Here is a 15,106-nt window from a genome sequence, read left to right on the forward strand (position 1 = left end):
AGGGCACCGGCGATCACCCGCACGGGTGGTTAGGGGTGCACGGGCCGCGGGGAGGCACTGGTCAACCCCCGCACGACACAGGAGAGATCCCCATGACGTCCCAGCTCGAAACCTTCGACCCCGCCCCCGACGCCCACGTCACCCGCCTGGCCGCCGCCGTCAGCGCCGACGACCTCTCCCCCCGCGAGCGCGACATGGTGCGCCTCATCGTGGCCGGGATGAGCAACCAGGAGATCGCCGACACCCTGTACCTCAGCATCAACTCGGTGAAGACCTACATCCGCTCGGCCTACCGCCGGATGGGCGTCGAGACGCGCACCCAGGCCGTCGTCTGGGGCGTCCGCCGTGGCTTCCTCGACGAGCTCGACGACCCGGCCCCGCTCAGCGCCTGACACGTCGCTCGCACTCCTCCGCAGGGGTGTCTGTGACCAGGCACCCCTGCGGAGGAGTGCGCGACGGCTCCGCGACGAGCAGAGTTCTCGGATGGACATGATCGAGCGTCACTCCCTGCGCTTCGCCGGCCTCACGATCGAGCACGACCGCCGCGTCCTGGAGCCGCGCCCGTGGACCGAGCTGCAGTCGCGCTGGGCCGCCGAGCTGCTCGAGGCCGCGCCCGACGGGCCCCTCGTCGAGCTGTGCAGCGGTGCCGGCCACATCGGTCTGGCCGCCGCCTCGCTGTCGGGCCGTTCGATCGTCTGTGTCGACCTCGACCCCGTCGCCTGCTACTTCACCCGCCTGAACGCCGACGGCGCCGACCTCGGCCACCGGGTCGAGGTCCGCGAGGGCTCCCTGGAGACCAGCCTGGCCGACGACGAGGTGTTCGCCCTGGCGATCGCCGACCCGCCGTGGGTGGTCACCACCGAGGTGACCCGCTTCCCCGACGACCCGATCCTCGCCATCGACGGCGGCCCGGGCGGCCTGGACGTGGCCCACGCCTGCGTCCGCGCGTGCCAGGGCCACCTCGAGCCCGGCGGGAGCCTGCTGCTCCAACTCGGGGACGACGACCAGGTCGACCAGGTCGCCGCGACCGCGGCCGAGGCCGGGTGGCAGGAGCAGGGACGACGCCACGCCGGTGCCGGGATCGGCACGAGTGGCGGCGTCGTGGTGCGCCTCCTGCACCCCTGACCCGACGACGTCAGCCCGGGCTCCGGTCAGACCGGGGCCGGGGCCACGTCAGGGCCGCGACTTCTCCGGCAGCAGCCGGTGCGTGCCGTCGCACCACGGCGCCCGGCTCGTGGCGCCGCAACGGCACACGGCGCTGACCGGGCGGGTGCTCTCGTGGACGACGCCGTCCTCGCTCTCGATGCTGATCGGGCCGTGCACCAGCATCGGTCCCCCGGCGCACATCCGGACCCGCGGTGCGGGGCGCTCGCGGCCGCTCACGCGACCTCCCAGTCGTCGAGCAGCGCCTCGGCCGTGCGGGCCTCCAGGTCGAGGCAGGACCACGCGCCGAACAGCACCTCGTCGTGCTGGTCGGGCTCGGCGGCGACCAGGGCCGCGCAGACGTCGTGCAGCACCAGCTGCTCGTGGACGGCGTCGGCCTCGACGTGCTCGTCGTAGTACTCGACCATCGCGTCGGGGAACTCCAGCCGGGCCAGGCCCTGGGCCAGCTGGCGCGAGGGCACCGAGCTGGTCGCCTCGAACACGGCGAGGTGCCCGAGCGCGGCGCCGCGCAGGCGGCGGTGGAGGCCGAAGAGGCTCAGCGCGTTGTTCTGCTCCAGGACCGGCAGCAGGGTCTCGTCGATGTAGGCGCCGTAGTCGCGGTCGAGACCCGAGGCGGCCAGCCCCCGGGCGAACAGCTCGTGGTGCAGGCGGGCGGGGTCGCCGACGCCGTACTCGTCGTACTGCACCTGCACGAGCGCGGCCTTGGTCGTGGCCTCGAGCCGCGGCACCACCCAGGTCGTGGGGTCCGCCTCCTTGAGGTGGTAGATCGAGCGCTGCCGGAGCAGGTGCAGGGTCTCCTCGCGCGAGGCGTGCCGCTGCACGTGCCGGGCCAGGGACCGGCCCTCGGACGCCGTGATCACGGCCTCGATGTCGGCCACGACGTCGGACGCGCCGTCGGCGGCGGGGCCGCGGCGCAGGGGACGGCCGGCGGCGAAGCGCCGGCGCAGGGACAGCTCGAGGTTCCGCTCGAGGCGGTGTCGCAACGGCATCAGCACGGGCGCCCACTCCCACGCCTCGTCGACGTCGTCGAAGCCCCGGTAGTGCAGCTCGTGCAGCATCCACAGGGTGATCGCCTCGTCGTCGGGGCGGGTCTCGTCCGGGACGGGGAAGTCCACCGTCTGGGTCGTGACCGGGCGCTTCAGGAGGCCGGCCACGACGTCGCTGAGCGGGCCGCGGGAGGTCGGAAGTCGCATGACTCCATTCTCCCCGGCCCGGCGTCGCGCGACCGCCCCCCGGCGGGTGACGGCCGCACGACCCGCCGGCCCGAGGGCCCCGACGACCGGGTCGGCGCCGTCAGGCCGCCGTGGCGTCGTGGATCTCCCCGACCAGCACCTCGACGGCGTCCTCGAGGAAGAGGAGCCCGCGGGTGACCCCGTCGGCGTCGACCGAGCGGGCCACGTGCGAGCCGTGCTGCCGCATCCGCGCCAGCGCGTCCTCCAGCTCGGCGTCGCGGGAGATCGAGATCAGCCGGCGCAGCCGCTTGGGCGGTACCGGCAGGTCGAACTCGGCCGCGCCGATCTCCATGACGTCCTTCATGTGCACGTAGCCGACCGGCTCGCCGGCCTCGTCGGCGACGACGTAGCGGGAGTAGCCGTGCTCGACGACGGCCCGCTGGACGTCGGCCGGGGTCGCCGACGGGGGCAGCAGGACGAGGTCGGCCAGCGGCACCTCGATGTCGCCGGCCGACTTGTCGGTGAACTCGAACGCGCCCGCGAGCGGCCCCTCCGCCGCGAGGGTGCCCTCCCGGTGCGACTGCTCGACGATGCCGGCGACCTCCTCGAGCGTGAAGCTGCTGGTGGCCTCGTCCTTCGGCTGGACGCCGAAGGAGCGCAGCACCAGGTTGGCGATGCCGTTGAGCACCGAGATCACGGGCCGCACGACCCGCGAGACCAGCACGAGCGCGGGCGCCAGCAGCAGCGCGGCGCGGTCGGGCACCGAGAACGCGAGGTTCTTCGGCACCATCTCGCCGAGCACGACGTGCAGGTAGGTCACCAGCAGCAGCGCCACGACGAAGGCGATGACGCTCACGGCGTCCGCGGACAGCGACGAGAGGCCGAGGGGGTACTCGAGCAGGTGGTGGATGGCCGGCTCGGAGACGTTGAGGATCAGCAGCGAGCAGACGGTGATGCCGAGCTGGCTGGTGGCCAGCATCAGCGTGGCGTGCTCCATCGCCCACAAGGTGGTCCGGGCGGCCTTGCTGCCCTCGGCGGCGCGCGGCTCGATCTGGGAGCGGCGCGCGGAGATCACGGCGAACTCGGCGCCGACGAAGAACGCGTTGCCGGCCAGCAGGACGACGAGCCAGACCAGGCCGGGCAGGTACTCGCTCATCGGGCCTCCTCCGTGGTGGGGACGGCCGCCGGGGCGGGACCGCCGGGGTGGCCGGCGAGGTCGCCGTCGGGGTCGGCCGGGACGAACAGGATGCGGGTGACGCGTTGCTCGTCGGCGCGCTCGACGCGGAGCAGCCCGCCGTCGACCTCGACCTCGTCGCCGGGCTCGGGGATCCGCTCCAGGCGCGCGGCCAGGAAGCCGCCGACGGTGTCCCAGTCGTCGTCCTCGGGCACGTGGACGCCGGCACGGGCGGCCAGCTCGTCGGGTCGCCAGGTGGCGTCGAAGGTCACCGACCGACCGCGACGCGTCAGCATCGAGTGGTACCGGTCGTGCTCGTCCTCGAGCTCGCCGATCAGCTCCTCGACGAGGTCCTCGACGGTGACGACGCCGGCCGTGCCGCCGTACTCGTCGGTGACGACGGCCAGCTGCAGGCCCTCGCCGCGGAGCCGCTCGAGGAGCGCGAGCGCGCCGAGGCTCTCGGGCACACGGACGGGCTCGACCATCAGGTCGGCGGCCGGGGTGGTGTCACGGGCCTTCAGCGCGACGGCGAAGGCCTGCTTGACGTGCACGACGCCGACGATGTCGTCGGGGCCGCCGTGCGTCACCGGCAGGCGCGAGTGCCCGCTCGCGGCCGCGGCGGCGATCACCTGCGCGGCGGTCGCGCCGAGGCCGACCGAGGTCATCTGGGTGCGCGGCGTCATCACGTCGGAGGCGTCGCGCTCGGCGATCCGCAGGCTCCGGTCGAGCAGGGTGGCGTCGTCCTTCTCGAGCAGCCCCTGCGACGCGGAGTGCCGGATCAGGTAGGTGAGCTCGTCGGCGGTGCGGGCGCCGGTCAGCTCCTCCTTGGGCTCGATGCCCATCGCGCGGATGAGCCCGTTGGCGGTGTTGTTGAGCAGCACGATCACCGGCTTGAGGACCGTGGTGAAAGCCACCTGCAGCGGCACGACCAGCTTGGCCGTGGCCAGCGGCACGGCGAGCGCGAAGTTCTTGGGGACCAGCTCGCCGACGACCATCGAGAACAGGGTCGCGAGCAGCACGCCGACCACGGCGCCCACACCCGGCACGGCGCCCTCGGGGACGCCGGCGCCGGTCAGCGGCTCGCGCAACAGCGAGGACACGGCCGGCTCGAAGGTGTAGCCGGTGAGCAGCGTCGTCAGCGTGATGCCCAGCTGCGCGCTCGAGAGGTGCGTCGAGGTGATCCGCAGCGCGCCGATCGTCGGACCGAGCCGCTTCTCACCGGCGTCGCGGCGCTTCTCGAGGTCGTGCCGGTCGAGGTTGACCAGCGCGAACTCCGAGGCGACGAAGATCCCCGTCCCGACGGTGAGCAGCAGACCGATGCCCAGCATGACCCACTCGTTCATGCCCACCACCTCCTGACGTCCTCGGTGCCGCCCCACGGGCTCGGGGCGCGGTCGTCAGGAGGGCTCGGACTTCGAGGGGTGTCATCCATGGTCGGGACAGGCTATCGAGGCCCTCAAGGCGGCCGGTCAGCCGCGTGCCGACCCCACACCCAGCGCCGGGAGCACGTGGTCGCGCAGCAGCGGCGCGAGCCGGACGTCGCCGACGTCGCCGGGGTCGGCGGGGTCGACCCACCGCAGCTCGGCGATCTCGCCGGCCGCGGCCGGGACGCCGGGGAGGTCGGCGGTGAAGACGGTCGAGTCGACCAGGTGGCCGGGCTCGTTGGCGGCGTCGGCGAGGAAGTGCCCGAGCAGGACGACGCCCGCGAGGTCGACGCCGACCTCCTCGCGGACCTCCCGGAGCCCGGCCTCGGCCGGCGTCTCGCCGGGCTCGATCTTGCCGCCGGGCAGCATGAACGACCGGGTCCCGCGCTTGCGGACGGTGAGCAGCCGGCCGGCGTCGTCGCGCAGGCATACGGCGGCGACGACGAAGGTGGGCCGGCTCATGGCCGAACCCTAGATCCGGTCCCTAGGCTGAGGATCGTGACCTCCCCCTACGAGCCCGACGGCCGGACCATGCGCGAGCGGATGCTGGCCGGCGACCAGTACCTCGCCGACGACCCCGAGCTGGCCGAGCTGAGCCTGGTCGCGCGCGACCTCGCCGACGCCTACAACGCGACGACGTCGCGCCAGGCCCCGCTGCGCCGCGAGCTGCTCGAGCGGCTGCTCGGCTCGGTCGGTGACGGTACCGAGGTCCGGCCCCCGTTCCTCGTCGACTACGGGACCAACATCACCCTCGGCGCGCGCTGCTTCGCCAACTACGGCCTCGTCGCGCTCGACGTCGCCCCGATCACCATCGGCGACGACGTCCAGATCGGGCCGCACGTGCAGCTGCTGACGCCGACGCACCCGGTCGAGCCGGAGCCCCGCCGCGACAAGTGGGAGGCCGCGAAGCCGATCACGATCGGCGACAACGTGTGGCTCGGCGGTGGTGTCGTCGTCTGCCCGGGCGTCACGATCGGCGCCGACACCGTCGTGGGCGCCGGCTCGGTCGTCACCCGCGACCTGCCGGCCCGCGTGGTCGCCGTGGGCAACCCCGCGCGCGTGGTCCGTGAGGTCTGAGCAGCAGCCGGCTACACGAGCGAGAAGCGGACCGTCCGGGTCTCGACGTCGGCCTGCTCGAGGCGAACCCGGACGTCCTTGCCGAGCGGGACCGGGCCGTCACCGTCGACCGGCGCCTCGACGCCGATCGCGCTGACGACGACCTTGCCGCGGCGCTCGTCCTTCTCCTCGACGGCGACCACGACGCCGTCGAACTCCTCGCCGACCCGGGCCACGAGCAGCCCGGCCTCCACGAGGTCGACGACGGCGCGCTCGTAGCTGCTGGCCCGGCGTCCCGACGCCTGCATCTCCTGCGGCAGGGCCGGCAGCGCGGCCAGCACCCAGGCGGGCACCGGTTCGCCGGCGCACAGGGCGACGCACACCTCGGCGGCGTAGCGGTCGGCCAGGCGGCGCAGCGGCGCGGTCACGTGGGCGTACTCCGAGACCAGGGCGGCGTGCTGCGGCTCGGCCGGCACCTCGCCGTCGAAGGCGACGTAGCCGCTGCCGCGCAACAGCCGGGCGCTGGCCAGGACGACGGCGGCGTGGTCGGGTCGGCCCGGGTCGAGGGAGCGGATGAAGTCGGGGTAGAGCATCTCGGCCGGCCAGTCGACGCCGAGGGCGCGGGCGGTGCGGTGCAGCCGCTGGACGTCGCGGGGATCGGGCAGCGGGAGCGTGCGGAGCAGGCCGACGCGGGCGTAGACCATCAGCGAGGCCGCGCCGAACCCGGTGAGCAGGGAGATCTGGGCGTTCCAGTCCTCGATCGGCAGCAGCGTGCGGAACTCCAGGCGCCAGGCGCCGCCCTCGCCGTCGGCGGTGTCGATCTCCTGCTCCGGGAGCGGGAGTGAGACGCCGCCACGCGCGGCGTCGCGGGCCAGCCGCTTCTCGCCGATCTCCTTGACCAGCTGGAGCGTCTCCACCGCGGTGCCGTCGTCGATCGCGGCCTGGGCCTCGGTGTAGGAGAGCTTCGCGGTCGAGCGAACCCGGGCCCGGACGACGTCGATGTCGGTGCCCTCGCCGGTGTCGTCGACCCGGATGGTCCACAGCAGGGCCGGGCGGACCTGCTCGGGGAGCAGCGAGGCGGCGTCCTCGCTGAGGACGGTGGGGTGCAGCGGCACCTTGGAGTCGGCGCCGTAGAGCGTCTGGCCGCGGCGGTGCGCCTCGAGGTCGACCGGGTCCCCGGGCGTGATGAACGCCGCGAGGTCGGCGATCGCGTAGTGGACGACGTAGCCCCCCTCGCCGTCGCGCTCGACGTGGACCGCCTGGTCGAGGTCCTGCGAGGACGCGGGGTCGATCGTGACGAACGGCAGCTCGGTGCGGTCGAGGTCGGGCAGCCGCGGCGCGGCGGCCGCCCGGGCGGCGGCCTCCTCGACCTCGGGTGGGAACTCCGCCGTCACCTCGAGCTCCGTGCGGATCCTCTCGATCCCCTGGCGGAGCGTGGCGACGACGGCGCTGTCGTCGGTCCGGACGTGGACCACGCGGCTGCTGGGCATGGTCCGAACCCTAGTCACTACTCCCGGGTTCGTGGGCCCTAGCCTGGGCGCGTGCTGATCCTGCTGCCGCCCAGCGAGGGCAAGGCCGCTCCGCGCCGGGGCAAGCCGCTGGACCTGGCGGCGCTGTCGGCGCCGTCGCTGACGCCGGCCCGGGAGCGGGTGCTCGCCGCGCTCGTCGAGCTGTGCTCGGGCGACGCCGAGGTGGCGGCCAGGACCCTCGACGTGCCTCGCTCGCGGCTCGACCTCGTGGAGCTCAACGCGGCCCTGGCCTCGGCCCCGACCGCGCGGGCCGACGCCATCTACACCGGCGTCCTCTACGACGCCCTTGGCTTCGCGACCCTGTCGCCCGCGGCCCGGCGCCGCGCGACAGCGCGGGTGGCGGTGACGTCCTCGCTGTTCGGGGTGGTGCGCCCGAGCGACCGGATCCCGTCGTACCGGCTCTCCGGCGACGCCTCGCTCCCCCACCTCGGCGGCGTCGCGGCCCACTGGCGCGACGCGCTCGGCCCGGCGGTGCTCGAGGGCCTCGGGACCGGGCTGCTCGTCGACCTGCGCTCCGGCACCTACGCCGCGTTCTGGCGGCCACCGGCCGAGCTCGCCGCCCGGGTGGCCACCGTCCGCGTCCTGCACGAGGTCGACGGGGCCCGCTCGGTCGTCAGCCACTTCAACAAGGCCACCAAGGGCCGCATCGTCCGGGCCCTCCTCGAGGACGGTCGCGCCCCCCGCACGCCGGCCCGGCTGGCCGGCGTCCTCACCGACCTGGGTTGGACCGTCGAGGTCGGCGAGCCGACCCCGAGGGGCACCCAGCTCGACGTGGTCGTCCGGCAGGTCTGAGCCACGGAAGCCGGCACACCGGGAGCCGTCCCCGGCTCAGGCTGCCGGTTCCCAGGCCATGCGGAGGTCGGGGGCGCGCTCCTCGTTCTCGCTGCCGTCGGTGTGCTCGCGCTCGACGAGGCCGTGGCGCCGGTAGAAGGCCCGCGCCGGGGTGTTCGACTCGAAGACCCACAGCGAGAATCCGTCGGGGCGGCGCGCCTTGGCGAGGTCGAGGAGCACCGAGCCGACGCCCTGCCCGGCGTGGGAGGGCGCGACGTACAGGTCGTCGAGCCAGGTGGCGGTCATCCGCAGGTAGGCGACGACGTCGCCGGCGTCCTCGGCGACCCAGACCTCGTCGTCGCTGTCGAGCCGGGCGGCGAGCCAGGCACGGACGCCGTCGGGCGGGTGGGCGGCGGGCGGCATCGGGGCCGCGGCGCGCGAGGCCAGGTGGACCTCGGCGAGCGCGGCGGCGTCGTCCGGGCCGGCCGGGCGGATCAGCAGGTCGGTCTCAGTCGGCGGCACGGATCGTCTCGAGGGACGCCGCGAGGTCGGCGGGGTACGGCGACTCGAACTCGACGTAGGACCCGGTCTCGGGGTGCTCGAACCCGAGCTTGACCGCGTGCAGCCACTGCCGCGTGACCTTGAACCGCTTCGCGAGGGTCGGGTCGGCGCCGTAGGTCAGGTCGCCGACGCACGGGTGCTTCAGGGCCGACATGTGCACCCGGATCTGGTGGGTGCGGCCGGTCTCGAGGTGCACCTCCAGCAGGCTCGCGAACCGGTGCGCCTCGAGGGTCGAGTAGTGCGTGACGCTCGGCCGGCCGCCGTCGAGGACGGCGAACTTGTAGTCGGCGCCGGGGTGCCGCGCGATCGGGGCGTCGATGGTGCCCTCGAGCGGGTCGGGGTGCCCCTGGACGACGGCGTGGTAAGTCTTGTCGACGGTGCGGTGCCGGAAGGCGTTCTTCAGCACCGAGTAGGCGTACTCCGACTTGCAGATCACCATCACGCCGGAGGTGCCGACGTCGAGGCGCTGCACGATGCCCTGGCGCTCGGAGGCGCCCGACGTGGCGATCCGGAACCCGGCACCGGCGAGGTGGCCCACCACGGTGGGACCCGACCAGCCGGGCGAGGGGTGCACGGCCACGCCCACCGGCTTGTCGATCACCACGATCGCGTCGTCGTCGTAGATGATCCCGATGCCCTCGACGACCTCGGCGCGCACCGCCAGCGGGTCGACCTCGACCGGGATGGTCACCTCGAGCAGGGCGCCCGGCATGACCCGGTCGCTCTTGGCCGTCCCGGTGCCGTCGAGCTGCACCAGGTCGCGCGCGATCAGGTCGGCGGCGCGGGTGCGCGAGAGCCCGAACATCTGGGCCATGGCGGAGTCGACGCGCTCCCCCGCGAGGCTGTCGGGGACCGGGAGGCTCCGGTAGTCGGACTGGCTCACTCGGATCTCTCCTCGGCGCCGACCGTGTCGTCGTCGATGTCTGTGTCGGGTTCGGGGTCGGCGGCCGCGTCGGGCTCGTCGCCGTCGCGGCTCCCGTCGAGGTGCACGCCTCGGAAGGCCAGGATGATGATGAGGCCGGCGGCGACGTTGATGCAGATGTCGGCGACGTTGAAGACCGGCCAGTTCGGCAGCCGCAGGAAGTCGATGACGTGACCGTGCAGCGGGCCGGGCTCGCGGAGCAGGCGGTCGGTCAGGTTGCCGGTGATGCCGGCAAGCAGGAAGCCGAGGGCGACGGCCCACGTCGTGGTGCCCACCCGCCGGGAGTAGAACAGGACGGCGACGGTCGCGATGATCGCCACCACGCTGATGACCGGCGTGAGGCCGGTGCCGGTGCTGAACGCGGCTCCCGGGTTGCGCACCAGGTGCAGCTGGAGGACCTCGCCGACGACCTGGACGTCACGGCCGCCGTCGAGCTTCTCGACCGCGAGGACCTTGGTGGCGACGTCGACGGCGTACGCCGTCAGCGCGACCCCGGCGAAGACCCACCGCAGCCGCCGCGGAGCCCGGGGGGCCGACGTCTCGTCGTCGCCCACCGGCGTTCCTCGCACTGCTCGCATGTCGTGCCCAGTCTCTCACGGGGCGGGGCCATCGCCGATTCCCGCCGCGCTGCGGCCCGGCCGGGAACGCCGACGGCGGCCACCCCGGGAGGGTGGCCGCCGTCGTGACGTGGTGGGGCTGGGGTCAGCCCTCCTCCTCGCCGAGGATCGAGCGCAGACGCTTCGGCGCGGGCGCCTCGTCCTGCGGGACCTGCGACTCGTTGCCGGCGAGGGCCTCGAGCTGCTGGGTGAAGTAGCTCTTGAGACGCGAGCGGTACTCGCGCTCGAACGACCGGAGGTTCTCGACCTCGACGCTGAGCTTGTCGCGCTCCTTCTCGAGGTCGCCGAAGAGCTGCGTGCGGCGCTCGGCGGTCTCGGAGTCGAGCATCTGCGAGCGGGTGCGGGCGTCGGACTCGAGCCGGTCGGCCTTGCTCTTCGACTCGTGCTCGAGGCGCTCGGCCTTGGTGCGGGCCTCGCCGATGATCTTGTCGGCGTCGTTCTTGGCCTCCTCGACCAGCTCGTCGGCGTTGCGCGTGGCGATCTCGAGCAGGCGGGCCGCGGCGTTGGACGCCTGGGGCACGGTCTCGACACGGATCGTCTCGGCCGGGACCGGAGCGGCGACGGGGGCCGGGGCGGGAGGCTGCACGGGGGCGGGCTCGGGCTCGGGGGCCTTCTCGAACACGACGGGCGCGGGCTCGGCGGCCTGCGGCACGGCGATCGGGGCCGTCTGCGGGGCCGGGGAACCGGACTGGGCCGCGGACAGCTTGGCCCGCAGGTCGTCGTTCTCCTTGGTGAGTCGGGCGAGCTCCGCCTCCACCTCGTCGAGGAACTGGTCGACCTCACCCATGTCGTAGCCCTCACGGAGCCGGACGGGAGTGAACCGCTTGTTACTCACGTCCTCAGGCGTCAGAGGCATGACTTCACTCAATTCTTCGTCGGTTGAACTTGCGATGGAGGCACCCGGAGTTGCCTTGGGAGCAGTGCTGCGCGTGGTGCTGGAGGTGCGGGAGCATCTCCTCGGAGCACCTTAGCGCCTGCGGTGGGACAGACGTGATCCGACGCGTGCCCGACCGGGCCAGACCGGGCTCAGAGCAGGGCGCGAGTGGCCACGTTCAGCAGCACGTAGGCCGCGATGAAGACGATCAGGAAGCTGAGGTCGAGCGCGAAGTTGCCGATCCGCAGCGGCGGCACGAGCCGGCGCAGCGCCTTGATCGGGGGGTCGGTCACGGAGTACACCGCCTCGAGCACGACGAGGAGGATCCCCCGCGGGCTCCAGGAGCGGGCGAAGACCTGCACCCAGTCGGTGATGAACCGGATCCACATGCACCCGACGAAGACCCACAGGAGGCCGACGACGATCTGGCCGAAGACGTTCAACGATGCCCTAGCTCTGGTTGAAGAAGCCGCCCTCGGCGATCCGCTGCTTGTCCTCGGCGGCTACCGATACGTTGGGCGGGGAGAGCAGGAACACCTTGTTGGTGATGCGCTCGATCGTGCCACGGGTGGCAAAGACCAGGCCGGCGGCGAAGTCGACGAGGCGCTTGGCGTCGTTGTCGTCCATCTCGGTGAGGTTCATGATCACCGGGGTGCCGTCGCGGAAGTTCTCGCCGACGACGCGTGCCTCGTTGTAGGTGCTGGGGTGCAGCGTGATGATCTTGGAGAGCTCGGCGACCGACGGCGAGGGCACGGCGGTCGGCCCGACCGGGGCCGTGCGGCGGCGCTCGGCGAGGTCGGCGACGGGGGCCGGACGCACCTCGGTGCGCTCGGCACGCTCGGGCCGGTCCTGGCGACGCTCGGCGCGGGTCGGGGCCGCGCTCTGGTGGACCTCGGTCTCCTGCTGGTCGTCGTACTCGTCGTACCGGCCGGTGTCCTCGAGCAGGCCGAGGTACTCACCGATCCTGCGCATCGCACCGCTCATGACACTCCACTCATCTCGACTCGACGTCCTGCTTCGGGGTTGGGCATGGGCTGGGGGGACCTGGGAATCGGGTCCATTTCGGACACTACTTCACCGCCGGCCTCGAACCGAGGACCGCGGACCCGACGCGCACGTGTGTCGCGCCGAGGCCGATCGCGGCCTCCAGGTCGCCGCTCATCCCGGCCGAGAGAAGGACGGCGTCCGGGTGCGTCGCGAGGAGCTCGCGGCGGATCCCGGCCAGGCGCTCGAAGGCGGTGGCGGGGTCCTCCCCCAGCGGCGCGACGGCCATCAGGCCGCGCAGCCGGAGGCCGTCGGTCTCCTCGACCCGGGTCGCGAGCGCGTCGAGATCGGCGGGGTCGGCGCCGGCGCGACCGGCGGCCCCGGGCGGGTCGAGGCTGACCTGCAGGAGGACGTCGAGCGGCCGGGTCCCGTCGGCGTCGGGGCGTCCCTGCGCGCCGCGGGCCAGGCCGGCGAGCAGCTTGGCGCGGTCGACGGACTCGACGACGTCGGCGTAGGCGCCCACCGCGGCGGCCTTGTTGCTCTGCAGGCCGCCGATGAAGTGCCAGGTGAGGCCGGAGACGCCCAGGTCGGCACACTCGGCGACCTTCGCCTCGGCCTCCTGGTGCCGGTTCTCGCCCACGTCGGTGACGCCGAGGTCGGCGAGGATGCGCACGTCGGAGGCCGGGAAGAACTTCGTGACCGCCACCAGGGTCACCTCGTCGGGGTCGCGCCCGGCGGCCTCGCAGGCGGTCGCGACGCGCCGCCGCACCTCGGCGAGCCGGCCGGTGACCTCGTCGCGTCGCTCGCTCATCGCCGGGCCCTCACGATCGCACCCGGATCACGCCGGCCAGGCGACCGGAGCCGGCGCCGTCGCGACGGTAGGAGTAGAGGTCGGGCGTCTCGCGGGTGCACGCGGCCGCGTCGTCGACGACGGTGACGCCGGCGGCGGCGAGCTGGGCCCGGACCCCGGCCCCGATGTCGAGCGCGGGCGTGCCCCACGAGGTCGTGGCGCGGGTCTCCGGCACCAGGGCGGCGACCTCGTCCTGGAGGGCGGCGGGCACCTCGTAGCAGGCGCCGCACACGTGCGGGCCGACCCAGGCGGTGAGCTCGCGCGCACCGAGGTCGCGCATCGCGGCGACGGTTCGCGGCACGACGCCGGCCGCCACCCCGGGCCGTCCGGCGTGGGCGGCGCCGACCACGCCGGCGGCGGGGTCGGCCAGCAGCACCGGCACGCAGTCGGCGGCCCGCACCAGCAGCACGACGCCGGGGCGGTCGGTCACGATGCCGTCGGCCGAGGGGCGAGCCGGAACCCCGACACCGGACGTCGCACCGGACGTCGCACCGGACGTCGGACCGGGAGCCGGGTCGGCGACCACGACGTGGTTGCCGTGCACCTGGCTCAGGTCGGCCACCGGCAGGCCGGGGGCGAAGTCGTCGAGCAGGAGGGCGAGGTTGCGGCGGGTGGCCGCGCGCTCGCCGTCCTCGTGGAAGGCCAGGTTGAGGGAGTCGAACGGCGCGCCGCTGACCCCGCCGTGCCGGTCGGTGAAGGCCAGCTCGACGGGGCCGAGGGACGTGCGCAGGTGGTACAGGGCGACTACTTCAGGAAGTCGGGGATGTCGAGCTCGTCGTCGTCGAAGACGACCTGGGTCGCCGGACGCGCCGGCTGCTGCGACACCGCGGGACGCTCCTCGGCCACCGGCGCCGTCTGGCGCGGGTGCTCGGCGGTCGGGGTCGGACGGGGCTCCTGGCGGGCGGAGACCGCGGCCCGCACCTCGGCCTGGGTGACCTGCGGCGGCGCCTGCTGGCGCAGCGTGGAGCCCTCGGCACGGCGCTTGGGCGTGCCGCCGTCGAAGCCGGCGGCGATCACGGTGACCCGGACCTCGTCGCCGAGGGCGTCGTCGATCGTGGCGCCGAAGATGATGTTGGCCTCGGGGTGCACGGCGTCGGCGACCAGCGCGGCGGCGGTGTTGATCTCGAACAGGCCGAGGTCGGAGCCACCGGCGATCGAGAGCAGGACGCCGTGGGCGCCGTCGATCGAGGCCTCGAGCAGGGGCGAGGAGACCGCCATCTCGGCGGCCGCGACCGCGCGGTCCTCGCCGCGGGCCGAGCCGATGCCCATCAGGGCCGAGCCGGCGTTGGCCATGACCGACTTGACGTCGGCGAAGTCGAGGTTGATCAGGCCCGGGGTGGTGATCAGGTCGGTGATGCCGGAGACGCCCTGCAGCAGCACCTGGTCGGCCTGCTTGAACGCGTCGAGCACCGAGACGTTGCGGTCGCTGATCGACAGCAGCCGGTCGTTGGGGATGACGATGAGGGTGTCGACCTCCTCGCGCAGCTGAGCGATGCCCTCGTCGGCCGAGCCCATCCGGCGCCGCCCCTCGAAGGCGAACGGGCGGGTCACCACACCGATGGTCAACGCACCGAGCGAGCGGGCGATCCGGGCCACGACGGGGGCGCCGCCGGTACCGGTGCCGCCGCCCTCGCCGGCGGTCACGAACACCATGTCGGCGCCCTTGATGACCTCCTCGATCTCCTCGGCGTGGTCCTCGGCCGCCTGGCCGCCGACCTCCGGGTTGGCCCCGGCGCCGAGGCCGCGGGTCAGCTCGCGGCCGATGTCGAGCTTCACGTCGGCGTCGCTCATGAGCAGCGCCTGGGCGTCGGTGTTGATCGCGATGAACTCGACGCCCTTGAGGCCGACCTCGATCATCCGGTTGACGGCGTTCACGCCGCCGCCGCCGATGCCGACGACCTTGATGATGGCCAGGTAGTTCTGTGCTGCAGCCACGACGGCTTCACCCCTCTGGGGTCGGGTTCTGGGTACTGATCGGTCTGGGTCCTGCGTGCTTCGCCGGCGTGTC

At 73.6% G+C, this 15,106-nt stretch carries 19 protein-coding genes; 4 read left to right on the forward strand and 15 right to left on the reverse strand.

Translation table 11 applies throughout. The annotated features are described in order from the left end of the window. The first annotated feature begins 92 nt into the window (after window positions 1-92). Window positions 93-392, forward strand: coding sequence for a helix-turn-helix domain-containing protein (locus FE634_RS13080; protein WP_137292701.1), 300 nt, complete (start codon window positions 93-95; stop codon window positions 390-392). A 91-nt stretch (window positions 393-483) separates the two neighbouring features. Further along, window positions 484-1,125, forward strand: coding sequence for a class I SAM-dependent methyltransferase (locus FE634_RS13085; RefSeq protein ID WP_138876141.1), 642 nt, complete (start codon window positions 484-486; stop codon window positions 1,123-1,125). 48 nt (window positions 1,126-1,173) lie between these two features. On the opposite strand, the gene FE634_RS13090 is transcribed toward FE634_RS13085, so the two are convergent. From FE634_RS13090 to FE634_RS13110, 5 genes are all read right to left on the reverse strand, one after another. Next, window positions 1,174-1,383, reverse strand: a complete 210-nt coding sequence (locus FE634_RS13090) for a CDGSH iron-sulfur domain-containing protein (RefSeq protein ID WP_246060560.1) — start codon at window positions 1,381-1,383, stop codon at window positions 1,174-1,176. Next, entirely contained in the window at window positions 1,380-2,357 is a 978-nt protein-coding gene (locus FE634_RS13095; RefSeq protein WP_148240670.1) for an iron-containing redox enzyme family protein, read from the reverse strand. Before FE634_RS13095 ends, FE634_RS13090 begins: the two co-directional genes overlap by 4 nt. A gap of 100 nt (window positions 2,358-2,457) precedes the next feature. Beyond that, window positions 2,458-3,492, reverse strand: a complete 1,035-nt coding sequence (locus FE634_RS13100) for a hemolysin family protein (RefSeq protein WP_138876143.1) — start codon at window positions 3,490-3,492, stop codon at window positions 2,458-2,460. Further along, window positions 3,489-4,853 (reverse strand): hemolysin family protein, encoded by a 1,365-nt coding sequence (locus FE634_RS13105; RefSeq protein WP_138876144.1) that lies wholly within the window; start codon window positions 4,851-4,853, stop codon window positions 3,489-3,491. The genes FE634_RS13100 and FE634_RS13105 overlap by 4 nt, the downstream gene beginning before the upstream one ends. Before the next feature lie 126 nt (window positions 4,854-4,979). Continuing rightward, complete coding sequence (locus FE634_RS13110) at window positions 4,980-5,396, reverse strand: NUDIX hydrolase (protein WP_138876145.1); 417 nt, start codon at window positions 5,394-5,396, stop codon at window positions 4,980-4,982. Window positions 5,397-5,432: 36 nt separating this feature from the next. Between FE634_RS13110 and FE634_RS13115 the strand changes: the two genes are divergently transcribed. Then, entirely contained in the window at window positions 5,433-6,011 is a 579-nt protein-coding gene (locus FE634_RS13115) for a sugar O-acetyltransferase (protein WP_262347414.1), read from the forward strand. Between the two features lie 11 nt (window positions 6,012-6,022). Here FE634_RS13115 and FE634_RS13120 read toward each other — a convergent pair whose 3' ends face one another. Continuing rightward, on the reverse strand, window positions 6,023-7,480 hold the full coding sequence (locus FE634_RS13120) for an RNB domain-containing ribonuclease (RefSeq protein WP_138876146.1): 1,458 nt from the start codon (window positions 7,478-7,480) through the stop codon (window positions 6,023-6,025). Window positions 7,481-7,531: 51 nt separating this feature from the next. On the opposite strand from FE634_RS13120, the gene yaaA reads away from it, so the two are divergent. After that, entirely contained in the window at window positions 7,532-8,311 is a 780-nt protein-coding gene (yaaA, locus tag FE634_RS13125; RefSeq protein WP_138876147.1) for a peroxide stress protein YaaA, read from the forward strand. A 36-nt stretch (window positions 8,312-8,347) separates the two neighbouring features. Here the strand turns inward: yaaA and FE634_RS13130 are convergent, their stop codons facing one another. The 9 genes from FE634_RS13130 to ftsZ form a co-directional block, all read right to left on the reverse strand. Continuing rightward, a complete protein-coding gene (locus FE634_RS13130) occupies window positions 8,348-8,812 on the reverse strand; it encodes a GNAT family N-acetyltransferase (protein WP_212721482.1) in 465 nt (154 codons plus the stop codon). Continuing rightward, window positions 8,799-9,665, reverse strand: a complete 867-nt coding sequence (locus FE634_RS13135) for an RluA family pseudouridine synthase (protein ID WP_137292856.1) — start codon at window positions 9,663-9,665, stop codon at window positions 8,799-8,801. Before FE634_RS13135 ends, FE634_RS13130 begins: the two co-directional genes overlap by 14 nt. 65 nt (window positions 9,666-9,730) lie before the next feature. Further along, window positions 9,731-10,327 carry a signal peptidase II gene (lspA, locus tag FE634_RS13140; RefSeq protein ID WP_262347415.1) on the reverse strand — a complete coding sequence of 199 codons (597 nt, stop codon included), beginning with the start codon at window positions 10,325-10,327 and terminating at the stop codon, window positions 9,731-9,733. A 148-nt stretch (window positions 10,328-10,475) separates the two neighbouring features. Continuing rightward, window positions 10,476-11,246 (reverse strand): DivIVA domain-containing protein, encoded by a 771-nt coding sequence (locus FE634_RS13145; RefSeq protein WP_137292710.1) that lies wholly within the window; start codon window positions 11,244-11,246, stop codon window positions 10,476-10,478. Between the two features lie 170 nt (window positions 11,247-11,416). Beyond that, window positions 11,417-11,707, reverse strand: a complete 291-nt coding sequence (locus FE634_RS13150) for a YggT family protein (protein WP_137292711.1) — start codon at window positions 11,705-11,707, stop codon at window positions 11,417-11,419. Between the two features lie 7 nt (window positions 11,708-11,714). After that, window positions 11,715-12,248: a cell division protein SepF gene (locus FE634_RS21930; RefSeq protein WP_137292712.1), complete on the reverse strand. Its 534-nt coding sequence runs from the start codon at window positions 12,246-12,248 to the stop codon at window positions 11,715-11,717. An 85-nt stretch (window positions 12,249-12,333) separates the two neighbouring features. Next, window positions 12,334-13,059, reverse strand: a complete 726-nt coding sequence (locus tag FE634_RS13160) for a YggS family pyridoxal phosphate-dependent enzyme (RefSeq protein ID WP_148240672.1) — start codon at window positions 13,057-13,059, stop codon at window positions 12,334-12,336. A gap of 10 nt (window positions 13,060-13,069) precedes the next feature. Beyond that, window positions 13,070-13,828 carry a peptidoglycan editing factor PgeF gene (gene pgeF / locus FE634_RS13165; protein WP_396954644.1) on the reverse strand — a complete coding sequence of 253 codons (759 nt, stop codon included), beginning with the start codon at window positions 13,826-13,828 and terminating at the stop codon, window positions 13,070-13,072. A gap of 14 nt (window positions 13,829-13,842) precedes the next feature. Next, window positions 13,843-15,033 (reverse strand): cell division protein FtsZ, encoded by a 1,191-nt coding sequence (ftsZ, locus tag FE634_RS13170; RefSeq protein ID WP_137292715.1) that lies wholly within the window; start codon window positions 15,031-15,033, stop codon window positions 13,843-13,845. Window positions 15,034-15,106: the final 73 nt, after the last annotated feature.

Origin of the sequence: Nocardioides sp. S-1144, from assembly GCF_005954645.2 — a bacterium.
Taxonomy (GTDB): domain Bacteria; phylum Actinomycetota; class Actinomycetes; order Propionibacteriales; family Nocardioidaceae; genus Nocardioides; species Nocardioides dongxiaopingii.